This is a genomic window from Mycobacterium sp. NPDC050041, assembly GCF_049541695.1.
Taxonomy (GTDB): Bacteria; Actinomycetota; Actinomycetes; order Mycobacteriales; family Mycobacteriaceae; genus Mycobacterium.
The window spans coordinates 140072-153114 of the sequence record NZ_JBMVDG010000010.1 but is presented as its reverse complement, the minus strand read 5'-3'; the positions used below and the strand labels follow the sequence as shown (position 1 = coordinate 153114).

The 13043-nt window shown below is 70.1% G+C and carries 14 protein-coding genes; 11 read left to right on the top strand and 3 right to left on the bottom strand.

Annotated elements, in window-relative coordinates:
* Positions 1-18 precede the first annotated feature (18 nt).
* On the top strand, positions 19-555 hold the full coding sequence (locus ACPCHZ_RS25210; RefSeq protein WP_423487251.1) for a YbhB/YbcL family Raf kinase inhibitor-like protein: 537 nt from the start codon (positions 19-21) through the stop codon (positions 553-555).
* A 2-nt stretch (positions 556-557) separates the two neighbouring features.
* Here the strand turns inward: ACPCHZ_RS25210 and ACPCHZ_RS25205 are convergent, their stop codons facing one another.
* The 3 genes from ACPCHZ_RS25205 to ACPCHZ_RS25195 are packed head-to-tail and all read right to left on the bottom strand — an operon-like array spanning position 558 to position 2867.
* Positions 558-1619, bottom strand: a complete 1062-nt coding sequence (locus ACPCHZ_RS25205; RefSeq protein ID WP_423487289.1) for a quinone-dependent dihydroorotate dehydrogenase — start codon at positions 1617-1619, stop codon at positions 558-560.
* 7 nt (positions 1620-1626) lie between these two features.
* Positions 1627-1863 carry a DUF5703 family protein gene (locus ACPCHZ_RS25200; protein ID WP_364981836.1) on the bottom strand — a complete coding sequence of 79 codons (237 nt, stop codon included), beginning with the start codon at positions 1861-1863 and terminating at the stop codon, positions 1627-1629.
* 5 nt (positions 1864-1868) lie between these two features.
* Positions 1869-2867, bottom strand: coding sequence for a YncE family protein (locus tag ACPCHZ_RS25195; protein ID WP_423487250.1), 999 nt, complete (start codon positions 2865-2867; stop codon positions 1869-1871).
* A 193-nt stretch (positions 2868-3060) separates the two neighbouring features.
* On the opposite strand from ACPCHZ_RS25195, the gene ACPCHZ_RS25190 reads away from it, so the two are divergent.
* The 10 genes from ACPCHZ_RS25190 to ACPCHZ_RS25145 all read left to right on the top strand — a co-directional run bounded on the left by ACPCHZ_RS25190 (position 3061) and on the right by ACPCHZ_RS25145 (position 13036).
* Positions 3061-3372, top strand: coding sequence for a hypothetical protein (locus tag ACPCHZ_RS25190; RefSeq protein WP_423487249.1), 312 nt, complete (start codon positions 3061-3063; stop codon positions 3370-3372).
* Positions 3373-3411: 39 nt separating this feature from the next.
* Complete coding sequence (locus ACPCHZ_RS25185; RefSeq protein WP_423487288.1) at positions 3412-4242, top strand: undecaprenyl-diphosphate phosphatase; 831 nt, start codon at positions 3412-3414, stop codon at positions 4240-4242.
* Positions 4239-4949, top strand: a complete 711-nt coding sequence (locus ACPCHZ_RS25180; protein WP_423487248.1) for a histidine phosphatase family protein — start codon at positions 4239-4241, stop codon at positions 4947-4949. Before ACPCHZ_RS25185 ends, ACPCHZ_RS25180 begins: the two co-directional genes overlap by 4 nt.
* Positions 4950-5004: 55 nt before the next feature.
* Positions 5005-5592 carry a DUF3090 domain-containing protein gene (locus ACPCHZ_RS25175; protein WP_423487247.1) on the top strand — a complete coding sequence of 196 codons (588 nt, stop codon included), beginning with the start codon at positions 5005-5007 and terminating at the stop codon, positions 5590-5592.
* Positions 5576-6418, top strand: a complete 843-nt coding sequence (locus ACPCHZ_RS25170; RefSeq protein ID WP_423487246.1) for an SCO1664 family protein — start codon at positions 5576-5578, stop codon at positions 6416-6418. Before ACPCHZ_RS25175 ends, ACPCHZ_RS25170 begins: the two co-directional genes overlap by 17 nt.
* Before the next feature lie 230 nt (positions 6419-6648).
* The gene (locus ACPCHZ_RS25165; RefSeq protein WP_423487245.1) at positions 6649-7410 is read left to right on the top strand and encodes a 3'(2'),5'-bisphosphate nucleotidase CysQ; all 762 of its coding nucleotides are present in this window, start codon (positions 6649-6651) and stop codon (positions 7408-7410) included.
* A gap of 99 nt (positions 7411-7509) precedes the next feature.
* The gene (gene mshC / locus ACPCHZ_RS25160; RefSeq protein WP_423487244.1) at positions 7510-8748 is read left to right on the top strand and encodes a cysteine--1-D-myo-inosityl 2-amino-2-deoxy-alpha-D-glucopyranoside ligase; all 1239 of its coding nucleotides are present in this window, start codon (positions 7510-7512) and stop codon (positions 8746-8748) included.
* Positions 8749-9032: 284 nt separating this feature from the next.
* A complete protein-coding gene (locus tag ACPCHZ_RS25155) occupies positions 9033-10646 on the top strand; it encodes a polysaccharide lyase (RefSeq protein ID WP_423487243.1) in 1614 nt (537 codons plus the stop codon).
* A 90-nt stretch (positions 10647-10736) separates the two neighbouring features.
* Complete coding sequence (locus tag ACPCHZ_RS25150; protein WP_423487242.1) at positions 10737-11612, top strand: SDR family oxidoreductase; 876 nt, start codon at positions 10737-10739, stop codon at positions 11610-11612.
* Positions 11609-13036 (top strand): DUF1254 domain-containing protein, encoded by a 1428-nt coding sequence (locus tag ACPCHZ_RS25145; protein WP_423487241.1) that lies wholly within the window; start codon positions 11609-11611, stop codon positions 13034-13036. The genes ACPCHZ_RS25150 and ACPCHZ_RS25145 overlap by 4 nt, the downstream gene beginning before the upstream one ends.
* Positions 13037-13043: the final 7 nt, after the last annotated feature.

The following is a 13043-nucleotide window of genomic DNA, read 5'->3' as shown; positions in this document are numbered from 1 at the left end:
CGTCAACGAAAGGACATCATGGCCTTCCCGTACGACCCCTACGAGTTCCTGCCGAAGCTGCCCACCTTCACGCTGACCTCGGAGACATTCACCGATGGCGCGACGCTGGGCAACGATCAGGTCAGCGGCATCATGGGCGCAGGCGGCTCGGACGTCTCACCGCAGCTGAGCTGGTCGGGCTTCCCGGAGGAAACCCGCAGCTTCGCCGTGACGATGTACGACCCCGACGCGCCGACCGGTTCGGGGTTCTGGCACTGGGCCGTGTTCAATCTGCCCGCGACCGTCACCGACCTGCCCGAAGGCGTCGGCGACGGCAGCAGCAAGGGTTTTCCCGGTGACGCGGTGACGCTGGCCAACGACGCCGGCCTGCAGCGGTTCATCGGTGCGGCGCCGCCCCCGGGTCACGGCCCGCACCGGTACATCATCGCGGTGCACGCCGTGGACGTCGAGAAGCTCGAGGTGCCCGCCGAGGCCACTCCGGCCTACCTCGGCTTCAACCTGTTCTCGCACGCGATCGCCCGTGCCCTCATCACCGGGACGTACGAGCAGGAGTGAGCTCAGCCCGCGGCGGAGCCGACGGCGTCTGCCAGTGACGCGAACCCGCCGTCGTGCAGGCGGCGGGCCAGGCCGTCGTGGATGTGCTTGGCCCACAGGCCGCCGCCGTAGATGAAGCCGGTGTAGCCCTGCAGGAGCGAGGCGCCGGCGGTGATGCGTTCCCATGCGTCGTCGGCGGTCTCGATGCCTCCGACGCTCACCAGCACCAGGCGGTCGCCGACGCGCCGGTACAGCCGGCGCAGTACCTCGGCCGAGCGCTGTGCGACCGGCGGCCCGGACACCCCGCCGGCGCCGAGGTCGGTCGCGCCGGGGGTGCGCAGCAGGTCCCGCGACACCGTCGTGTTGGTCGCGACGATGCCCGCGAGGCCGAGTTCCACTGCCAGATCGGCGATCTGGTCGATGTCGGCGTCTTCCAGATCGGGTGCGATCTTGACCAGTACCGGCGCCGTCGTCTGCGCACGCACCGCGGCGAGGATGGGCCGCAGCGTGTCGACCGCCTGTAGGTCGCGCAGCCCGGGGGTGTTGGGCGAGCTGACGTTGACCACCACGAACGCGGCCACCGGCCCGACCTGCCTGGCGCTCTCGGTGTAGTCGGCGACGGCGTCCTCGACCGGGGTGGATTTCGTCTTGCCGATGTTGACGCCGACCGGGGCGGTGGGACGCACGCGGGCCAGCCGCTGTGCCAGTTCGGTGGCGCCGGAGTTGTTGAAGCCCATCCGGTTGAGCAGTGCGCGGTCCTCGGGCAACCGGAACAGCCGCGGCTGCGGGTTGCCCGGTTGCGGGTGCGCGGTCACGGTGCCCACCTCGGCGTAGCCGAAGCCCAGCGCGGGCCAGGTACGCACACCGCGGCCGTCCTTGTCGAAGCCGGCGGCCAGGCCCAGCGGGCCGGGGAACCGGACTCCGAACACCGTGGTGGCCAGCGCCGGGTCGCGCGGAGCGAGCCAGCGCGTCAGCGCGGCCCGCAGCGGGGCGACCGCGGTGACCGCGCGCAGCAGGGTGAACACCCACGTGTGCACGCGTTCGGCAGGGACCGAGAACAGCAGCCGGCGGACTGCGCGGTAGATCACCCGGTCACTGCCCCGGCTGGTCGGTGATGCCCGCGGTCTTCTTGCGGCGCAGCAACACCCGGCGGCTGCCGTCGGTGTAGGCCCGCACCCGGGTCAGTTCCCAGCCGCGGTACTCGGCTTCGATGGACAGCCGGATCGACGCGGTCAGCCGGGTGACGTCGGGTGGCAGCCGCAGCGGCACCCACTCGTAGTCGTCGGAGAGGTCGCCCTCCCAGCCCTGCGGCATCCGGCCGCGCTGCATGGCGCTCACGGCTCGCCCGCCGTCGCGTTCGCGATCACCTGGACACCGTCTCCCGCACCGGACACGACGTACAGCGTGCCCGACGCGTCGTCGAAGGCCAGGGAGTCGGGTTGCCGCACGGTCAGATATCGCACCTTTTCCACCGGGATGCCAGTGGCCAGATCGTATCCAATCACCGTGTTGGTGGCAGTCTGCGACACCCACGTCAGCGTCGGCGAGGCGGCCAGCCCGTAGGGCGCCCCGCGCACCGGGTAGCGCTGGCGCAGGATCAGCGGGTCGGCGCCGAACACCAGCAACCCGTCGCCGCGGGTGTCGGCCACCAGCACCCGCCCCGCCGGGTCGACGGCCATCGTGGTGGCGCCCTCACCGGCGCGCAGCGCGTGCCGGGCATCGGTGCCGGACGCGTCGACGGTGGTCACCGACGTCTGCCCGCGGTCCAGCACCACCATCGTGTCGCCCTGTGCCGCAAGCGCGTCGACGCGGGCGAAGATCTTCAGCTCGGCGGCCACCGCGGCGCGGTCGCCGTCGGCGGGCGCCAGGGTGAGCACCGCGCCGTCGGCCGTGCCGAGTGCCAGCCGGCCGTCGGCGCGGCGCGCGATCGCGGTGAAATCGGCGTCCTGCTTGCCGTCGACGTCGACGCGGGTGGCCCGGCCGCGGGCGACGTCGACGCGGAAGTAGCCGCCCCGCCCGGCGGCGTACACCTCGCCCCGGCCGTCTCCGATCACCGCGGTGGCAACTCTGTCGAGTGCCACGGTGCGGGTGTCCGTCCCCGGGGCCATGACCGTCACCTGCGACCGGCCGTCCGCGCCGGCGCCCAGCACCACCAGCGATCGGGTGGCCGGGTCGAACACGGCGCCTCGGGTCTGGGCGGCGAGTGGCCGTACCAGTCCCGCGGGGGCGCCGCTGACCGGGGGAGACTCCGCGGCGGTGGCCGGGACGATGGTCGGCGGCGGGTCGTCGTCGGGGCCGGTCGCGCAGCCGGCCGAGGCAAGGATTGCCACCACCGCGACAGCGGCGAGAAAGCGCTGTGCCGCGGTGTTTAGGTGGTATGACAAGGGGTAGCTCTCGGTTCGTGCGGTCGATTCACGGGACGTTCGACGCGTCCGGCAAGTCTAGGCATGTCCGTGGTGGACGGGACGGGCGGCGATTCGCAGCTGCCGCTGTCGCCGACGGCAATACCGGAGGTATGGTGCGAATATGACGCTCGCCACACGTCGGAGTCATAGCGAAGACGACTTTGCTATCGAAGACATATCCACTGGTGTGCACGCTAGCGGGTTTGGCCAGGTCGGCGACGGGCGGAGCTTTTCGTTCCACGTCGAGCGCCAGCAACTCGTCGTCGAGGTGTACCGCCCGCGGCTGCGCCACCCCGTGCCACAGGCCGAGGACGTGGTGGCCGTCGCCACCCGAGGCCTGACCGACATCGACCTGTCCGACGAACGCAGCGTGGCCGCGGCCGTGCGCGACGCGGTCGCCGACGCGCACCCGGTGCCGCGCCCCGCTCGCTGACCCGCCGCCCACGGTACGGTCGTCGGCGTGACCGAGGCCATGTCGTGGATGCAGGTGGTGGTCCTGGCGATCCTGCAGGGCCTCACCGAGTTCCTGCCGGTGTCCTCCTCCGGCCACCTCGCCATCGCCTCGAGGGTGTTCTTCTCCGGTGATGCGGGCGCCTCGTTCACGGCCGTCACCCAGCTGGGCACCGAATTCGCCGTGCTGCTGTACTTCGCCCGCGACATCGGCCGCATCGTCACCGCCTGGTTCCGCGGCCTGTTCGCCCCCGAACACCGCACCGCCGACTACCGGCTCGGATGGTTCGTGATCATCGGCACCATCCCGATCGGGCTGATCGGCCTACTGCTCAAGGACGAGATCCGCACGGCGGCGCGGAATCTGTGGGCGATCGCGATCGCGCTGATCGTGTTCTCGGCCGTCATCGCGGCGGCCGAGTACGTCGGGCGCCAGGGCCGCCGGGTCGAGCACCTGACGTGGCGCGACGGCGTGATCGTCGGCCTGGCACAGTGTCTGGCGCTGCTGCCCGGGGTGTCCCGGTCGGGCGCCACCATCAGCGCCGGGCTGTTCCTCGGCATGAACCGCGAACTCGCCGCCCGGTTCGGCTTCCTGCTGGCGATACCGGCCGTGTTCGCCTCCGGGCTGTTCTCGCTGCCCGACGCGTTCGACCCGGTCGGCGAGGGGATGAGCGCCACCGGAGCGCAGCTGCTCGTCGCGACGATCATCGCGTTCGTCGTCGGCTTTGCCGCCGTCGCGTGGTTCCTGCGCTTCCTGGTCCGGCACAGCATGTACTGGTTCGTCGGCTACCGGGTGCTGCTCGGCACGGTCGTGCTGGTGCTGCTGGGCACCGGGGTGGTGGCGGCGTCGTGACCGTGATCCTGCTGCGGCACGGCCGCTCGACGTCGAACACCGCGCACACGCTGGCGGGCCGCAGCGAGGGCGTCGACCTCGACGACAAGGGCCGGGATCAGGCCGACGGGGTGGTGGAGCGCATCGGCGCGCTTCCGGTGCGGGCGATCGTGCGGTCGCCACTGCTGCGGTGCCGTCGCACCGTCGAACCGCTCGCCGCCGCACTGCAGCTGGAGCCGGTCGTCGACGAGCGGCTCGCGGAGGTCGACTACGGCGCATGGACCGGTCGCAAGATCGGCGATCTGGTCAAGGAGCCGCTGTGGGCGGTGGTGCAGCAACAGCCGAGCGCCGCGGTGTTCCCCGACGGCGAAGGCCTGGCTCAGGTGCAGGCGCGGGCCGTGGCGGCGGTGCGCGAACACGACCGGGCGCTGGCCGAGCAGCACGACGGCGACGTGCTCTGGGTGGCCTGCACGCACGGCGATGTGATCAAGGCGGTGCTTGCCGACGCGCTCGGTGTGCACCTCGACGGGTTCCAGCGCATCACCGCCGATCCCGCGTCGATGAGTGTGATCCGGTACACATCGCTGCGGCCATTCGTTCTGCACGTCAACCACACCGGGCCGAGCCTGACATCGGGACTGGTGGCCGCCCCCGCCAAGACCGACGGCGATGCATCGGAGCAGCCGGTCCCCACCGACGACGCGGTGGTCGGCGGTTCCGTCGACTGACCGGCGCCGTCGTGATTACGGTCGCGACGGCCCTACCGGTATTTTGGAAGGTGCCATGGCCCGCGCAATTCACGTCTTCCGTATGCCCGACCGTTTCGTGGCCGGGACAGTCGGGCAACCCGGCAACCGCACCTTCTATCTGCAGGCCGTGCACGAGAAGCGGGTGGTGTCGGTGATCTTGGAGAAGCAGCAGGTGGCGGTGCTGGCCGAGCGCATCTCTGCGCTGCTCCTCGAGATCAACCGCAGGTTCGGCACCCCGATCCCGCCCGAGACCGGGGAGATCGACGACCTGAGCCCACTGCAGACACCCGTGGACGCCGAATTCCGGGTCGGCACGATGGGTCTGGGCTGGGATTCCGAGGCGCAGACGATCGTGGTGGAACTGCTTGCGGTCTCCGAAACCGAATTCGACGCCTCGGTGGTGCTCGACGACGCCGAGGAGGGCCCCGACGCCGTTCGGGTGTTCCTGACGCCCGAGTCGGCGCGCCAGTTCGCGAACCGTTCGAACCGGGTCATCTCGGCCGGGCGACCGCCCTGCCCCCTCTGCGACGAGCCGCTCGACCCCGAAGGCCACATCTGCGTCCGCACCAACGGCTACCGGCGCGGTGCGCTCACCGAACCCGACGATGACACCGACACCTGAGCCTGCCGCCGGCGGCGTCGAGGAGGTGCTGCGGTGCGGCGAACTGACCGTCCTCGGGCGGATCCGCTCGGCGAGCAATGCCACCTTCCTGTGCGAGGCACATCTGGGCGAGCGGCAGGCGCACTGCGTCTACAAGCCGATCGCCGGGGAGGCGCCACTGTGGGACTTCCCCGACGGCACGCTGGCCGGCCGCGAGGTGGGCGCCTACCTGGTGTCCCATGCGCTGGGGTGGGACATCGTGCCGCATACCATCATTCGTGACGGACCCGCCGGCGGCGGGATGATCCAGCTGTGGGTGGACCAGCCCGGCGACGACATCGACGAGGACGCCGACGATGCCCCCGCGTCGGGACCCGATCTGGTCGACCTGCTGCCCGCGGGCCGGGTGCCGCCGGGCTACCTGCCGATCCTGCAGGCCTACGACTACGCCGGCGACGAGGTCACCCTCGTGCACGCCGACGACCCGAGGCTGTACCGGATGGCGGTGTTCGACGTGCTGGTGAACAACGCCGACCGCAAGGGCGGGCACATCCTCACGGGCGTCGACGGCCGCGTCTATGGCGTCGACCACGGCGTCACCCTGCACGTCGAGGACAAGCTGCGCACCGTGCTGTGGGGCTGGTCGGGCAAACCGGTCGACGATCCGACGCTCGAGGCGGTGCTCGGGCTCGACGAGGCGTTGCGCGGCGACCTGACCGAGCAGCTGCGCGAGCACATCACCCGTGCCGAGATCGCCGCTCTGCGTGCGAGAGTCGTCGCCCTACTGGGTGATCCGGTGATGCCGACGCCCGACCGGCACCGACCGATCCCGTGGCCGGCGTTCTAGTCGCAGTTGGAACAGACGCGAGTCAGCGACAACTGCATGCCGCATGTGCAGAACTCGCCTTCACGCCTCGTGTCGCGCGGCTTCACGGCTTTCGCCGCCGGGGTCCGGGTCTTCGCCGGTGCCTTCACGAGGGAGTCGGAGGGCTCATCTGCTGTGGTCATCACCTCTGACGTTAGTCCTCCGGGAGGTCCCGTGGTGTCCGCGGACCACGCGTTGGCGATACTGACCGGATGAGCCTGACCGATGCGGCGCTGGCCGCGGCGGTCGCGGCCGAAGCCGGCGAACTGCTGCTCGGGGTCCGCGACGAGGTCGGCTTCTACGATCCCTACTACCTCGGCGACGTCGGCGACATGCGCGCGAACGCGCTGATCCTCGACCGGCTGCGCCGGCACCGCCCCGACGACGCGGTGCTGTCCGAGGAGGCGGTCGACGACCTGTCCCGGGTGCAGGCCGGCCGGGTGTGGATCGTCGATCCGGTGGACGGCACCCACGAGTTCTCGCTGCCCGGCCACGACGACTGGGCGGTGCACATCGCGCTGTGGCAGCGCGGCGCCGGGGGACCCGACGGCGGCCTGACCGACGCCGTGGTGGCGCTGCCCGCCACCGGCGAGGTGTTCCGCAGCGACACCGTCACCCCGCCGCCACCACGGCGGGAGGGACCCATTCGCATCGCCGCCAGCGCCAGCAGGCCGCCGGCAGTGCTGTGGCGATTGCGTGAGCATCTCGACATCCAGCCGGTGCGGATCGGATCGGCCGGCGCCAAGGCGATGGCGGTGGTGCGCGGCGACGTCGACGCCTACATCCACGCCGGCGGGCAGTGGGAGTGGGACTCCGCGGCTCCCGCCGGGGTCGTCACGGCCGCAGGCCTGCACGCGTCGCGGCTGGACGGCTCGCCGATGCTCTACAACCGTCCCGACCCGTATCTGCCGGACTTCGTGATGTGCCGCAGTGAGCTGGCCGACGTGCTGCTGGACATCATCCGCAGGCGCTGACGGGCGGCGTGGGAATCAAATCGCGTCCGCCGTTGTCGCTGTCGGGGAGTCACGCACCAGCGGGAGGCCGTCCTGACCGAACACCTTAGAGTCGAAGCCATGCAATCGTGGCCGGCTCCGACCGTTCCGGAACTGCCGGGCCGTGGGCCGCAACTGCGCCTCTACGACAGCGCTGACCGCCAGGTGCGCCCCGTGTCGCCCGGTGAGACCGCCACCATGTACGTGTGCGGGATCACCCCGTACGACGCCACCCACCTGGGCCACGCCGCGACGTATCTGGCGTTCGACCTGGTGCACCGGCTGTGGCTGGACTCCGGGCACCGGGTGCACTACGTGCAGAACATCACCGACGTCGACGACCCGCTGTTCGAGCGCGCCGCCCGCGACGGGATCGACTGGCGTGAGCTCGGCGACCGCGAGACCGAACTCTTCCGCCAGGACATGGCGGCGCTGCGGGTGCTGCCGCCGCACGACTACGTCGCCGCCACCGAGGCCATCGCCGAGGTCGTCGAGCTGGTGGAGAAGATGCTGGCCTCCGGTGCCGCGTACGTCGTCGAGGACGCGCAGTACCCGGACGTGTACTTCCGTGCGGACGCCACCGTGCAGTTCGGCTACGAGTCGGGCTACGACCGCGACACCATGCTGCGGCTGTTCGGCGAGCGCGGCGGCGACCCGGACCGCCCGGGCAAGGGCGACGAACTCGACGCGCTGCTGTGGCGCGCGGAGCGGCCGGGGGAGCCGAGTTGGCCGTCGCCGTTCGGCCCGGGGCGGCCGGGTTGGCACGTGGAATGCGCGGCGATCGCGCTCGACCGCATCGGCACCGGGCTGGACATCCAGGGCGGCGGCAGCGACCTGATCTTCCCGCACCACGAGTTCTCGGCCGCGCACGCCGAGTCCGTCACCGGTGAGCGGCGGTTCGCGCGCCACTACGTGCACGCCGGGATGATCGGCTGGGACGGCCACAAGATGTCGAAGAGCCGCGGCAACCTGGTGCTGGTGTCGCGACTGCGCGCCGATGGCGTCGATCCGGCGGCGATCCGGCTCGGCCTGCTCGCCGGGCACTACCGCGCCGACCGCTCGTGGAGCGCCGCCGTGCTCGACGAGGCGCACACCCGGCTGCAGCGCTGGCGCACTGCGACCGCGCTGCCCGCCGGCCCCGCCGCCGGGGACGTGCTGGCCCGCGTCAGGCAGTATCTCGCCGACGATCTGGACACGCCGAAAGCCCTTGCCGCACTCGACGGCTGGTGTACCGACGCGCTGGAGTACGGCGGGCACGACAGCGAAGCGCCCCGGCTGGTGCGCGACGCCGTCGACGCCCTGCTCGGTGTGCCGCTCTGACGTAGCCCGCGGGTCGCCAATGAGCGTGTCCGGACACCGCCGAGCGCATTGCTCGTCGTACCCCGCAAAGCGGTTTCGCCACTCGACGGCAACGGAAGCAGTCGGGGAGTACTTTGCCAGCGCACAATGGCATTGTTGCTGCTTCAAGCAAATTTTTAATGACGGCCCCGAAGATTGTTTGCCAGACATACACCAGCGGTAGGTTATTGAGGTCGGTGGGTTTGCCAATCCCCTCGCTGAGTGATCGGAAGTGGACGATGAATCGTCGAGATATCCGAAGCTGTGTGGTCACATCGGCGATCGCGGCCGCGTCGATCACCGTGATCGCAGCGACCACCGCCGTCGTCGTCCCGAAACCCGACGCCGCCCGGTCCACGACGCACGAGGCGGTCCGCAGCGCAGCGCAGCCCAGCTCGCCGCCGAGCATCGTCACGACGCTGCTGGGGCTGCAGCAGTTGGGTGTCACGTCGGTGCGGGTCCGGGTGCCGGACCCCGCGGCCGACGCGCGGACAGCGCAGCCTGCCCTGGTGATCGCCGATGGCATCACTCCGACTGTCACCACCCGGACGGCGGCCACCACCAGCGCTACCTCGACCACCACCCGCGCGGCGGCCACCACCAGCAGTACCGCCACCACCCAAAGCGCTACCGCCACCTACCTCCAACAGCTGTCGGCGTACATGCAGAAGCTGGCGGCCGCTCTGACCCAGCCGCCGATCGTGCCGCCCACGGCGAAGCGTCTCTTCACCGGCGACTACAACACGGGGAACTTCACGCAATGGGCCATGTTGCAGGCCAAGGGAATCAACGCGCCCGCCCCGGCGAACTACTGCACCTACAGCGCATGTGTGCGTAACGGAGGGCTGGGTCACGAGACGGCGGCGCGGTTCGAGGTCCGCGACGGCGACGTCCCGCCGTTCGGTGGCGGCGAACGCGCAGAGGTCACTCCGGGCGCCTGGTACGCCCCCTCCGCGGGCGCCTTCGTCAAAGAAGGCGACGAACGCTGGTATTCGTTCTCGATGAAGTTCGACGAGGGATTCCAGAACCCGCGGCACGGGCCGGACAGCTGGTTCATGGTGTCCCAGTGGTTCCCCCAGCAGGGGGGTGCCCCCGCGCTGACCCTCCAGGTGACCCAGGACAACTATCTCGAACTGGGTGGCGCGGGCGCGGCGGTGCCCTACCGCCGCAAGATCTCGCCGGTGAAGCCGGGGGAGTGGGTGGACTACGTCGTCCACGTCAAATTCTCCGAAGACCCGAATGTCGGTTACGCGGAGGTCTACGAGAACGGCAAATTGGTTGTCGAGAAGCACTATCGGCCCACCCTCGTTGCCGGCGGCGGAGGCGCGTACTACAAGCAGGGCGTGTACCGGGACGCCGAATCCGCAGGTACACAAGTGGTGTGGCATGACGGCCTCGTCATCTACGAGGGGGTGACGCCTCCGCCGACGGTCGCACTCAGCCAGCCGGTCACGTCGGTCGCGCGGACGCAGTCATTCACCGCCGACAGTGTCGTGAGTGGCGGGGACGCCAACCTGCGTAGCGGACCGATCTCGGACGAACTCGGCACCGATGACAGCACGGAGTCGCTCGATGCGACGACGACGTCGGTCGATGCCACGACGTCCGTCGACTCCACGCCGTCCATTGGTGCCACGTCTTCTGCGTCCACTTCTGTGTCCTCGACGTCACTCGATGCCAAAAATGCGCGTCGCGAGGCCCGGGAGGAAGGTCGCGAGGCTCGGGAGGAACGCCGGGAGGCTCGTGCCGCCGAGCGTGAGCAACGCGCCGCCGAGCGCGAGGCGGCCGACGCCGAGGCCGAGGATGAGGCGGCCGACGTCGAGAGCGAAGCGGACGACGCCGATCCGGAGAACGGCTCGGAGCCCGACCAGACGCCGTAGGGGGCGTGACACGGGTGCGGCCCGAGGAATTGCTCGGCCGCCCGCGTGGTCCCGGCACGCCCGCCCACCCGGTGGAGTAGCTTGCGTCGCATGACTTCGGTACGTGGCAAGGTCGTGGTGATCACCGGCGGCGCGAGAGGTGTGGGGGAGGAACTGGCCCGCAGGCTGCACGCCAAGGGCGCCGCGCTGGTGCTGACCGACCTCGACGAGGGGCCACTGGCCGCACTGGCCGCCGACCTCGGCGAGGACCGCGTGCTGACCGTCGTCGCCGACGTGAGCGACCTCGAGAGCATGCAGGGCGCGGCGGAGCAGGCGGTGGCCCGCTTCGGCGGCATCGACATCGTCATCGCCAACGCCGGCATCGCCAGCTACGGCTCGGTGCTGGTGGTCGATCCCGACGCGTTCCGGCGGGTGCTCGACGTCAACGTCGTCGGCGTGTTCAACACGGTCCGGGCCACGCTGCCGTCTCTGATCGACCGCAAGGGATACGTTCTCGTGGTCTCGTCGCTCGCGGCGTTCGCGGCCGCACCCGGGATGGCGCCCTACGACGCGTCGAAGGCGGGCGTCGAGCAGTTCGCAAACGCACTGCGGCTGGAAGTGGCGCATCACGGCGTGGGCGTGGGCTGCGCTCACATGTCCTGGATCGACACGCCGCTGGTGCAGGACACCAAGAGCGATCTGCCGAGCTTCGTCGCGATGCTCGACTCGCTGCCAGGGCCGTTGAGCAAGACCACGTCGGTGCAGGAGTGCGGCGAGGTGTTCGTCAAGGGCATCGAACGCCGCAAAGACCGCATCTACTGTCCGCGCTGGGTGGGCCTCGCCCGCTGGTTCAAACCGGTGCTCACCACCAGGATCGGGCAGGCATCGCTGCTGAAGGCGGCGCCGAGGATCCTGCCGCAGATGGACGCCGAGGTCACCGCACTGAAGCGCTCGCTGGGCACCCGCACCCACGGCCTGAAGAAGTGATCCGCCGCGTTGCCGCGATCCTGATCGGGACCATCCTGCTCGCCGGGTGCGTCAAGGACGGCAAGGAAGCCGACCCCTCGACCCCGCCACCGCCCGCAGAGGTCACCCCGCAACAGGCGCGCGCGATCGCCAAGGAGGCCTACATCTGGGGCTTCCCGGTCGTGGACAACTACCGGGTGCAGTACTCCTACTTCGTCAACCGCGACAACCCCGAGTACAAGGGCGGCTGGAACGCGATCCACAACACCGCACGGCTGTTCACTCCCGAGGACAAGACCGTCCAGACGCCGAACTCCGACACGCCGTACTCGATCGTGGGGGCCGACCTGCGTGCCGAGCCGCTGGTGCTGACGGTCCCGCCGGTGGAACAGAACCGCTACTACTCGCTGCAGTTCATCAACGGTTACACCAACAACATCGCCTACACCGGCAGCCGCACCACCGGCAACGGCGGCGGGAAGTACCTGCTCGCCGGCCCCGGCTGGCAGGGCGACAAGCCCGAGGGTGTCGACGAGGTCATCCGCTCCGACACCGAACTGAACAACGTCATCTACCGCACCCAGCTGTTGAACCCGTCGGACCTGGAGAACGTCAAGCGGATCCAGGCCGGCTACCAGGTGACGCCGCTGTCGGTGTTCCTCCGTCAACCGCCTGCCGCGCCTGCACCCGCGATCGACTTCGTGCCCCCGCTGACGCCCGATCAGCAGCGCACCTCGCCGCAGTTCTTCGAAATCCTCAACTTCGCGCTGCGGTTCGCCCCCGTGCTGCCCGACGAGAAGGACCTGCGGGACCGGTTCGCAACCATCGGTATCGGGCCCGACGGCGACTTCGCGGCCGACGAGCTGAGTCCGGAGATGCGCTCGGCCGTCGAAGGCGGCATGGCCGACGCCTGGGCCGAGCTCGACGCGCTGAAGAAGGACAAGATCGACACCGGCGAGGTGGGGTCGGCGCAGTTCTTCGGCACCGCCGTCGACCTGAAGGGCAATTACCTCTACCGGATGGCCGGAGCGGTGTTCGGCATCTACGGCAACACCGCTGCCGAGGCGCTGTACCCGATTCTGGCCAATGACTCCACCGGCGCGCCGCTGACCGGCGCGAACAACTACACCGTGCGGTTCGCGCCCGGTCAGCTGCCGCCGGTCAACGCGTTCTGGTCGCTGACGATGTACGAGATGCCGCAGAGCCTGCTGGTCACCAATCCGCTCAACCGGTGGCTGATCAACTCGCCGATGCTGCCCAGCCTGGTCGCCGATCCCGACGGCGGCTACACGTTCCTGGTGCAGAACGCGTCGCCGGGCATCGACAAGGAGTCGAACTGGCTGCCCGCGCCCGCCGGTCCGTTCCAGATGGTGCTGCGGCTGTACTGGCCCAAACCGGACGCGCTGAACGGCACGTGGAAGCCACCGCAGGCCGTCAAGAGCTGACGGCCCG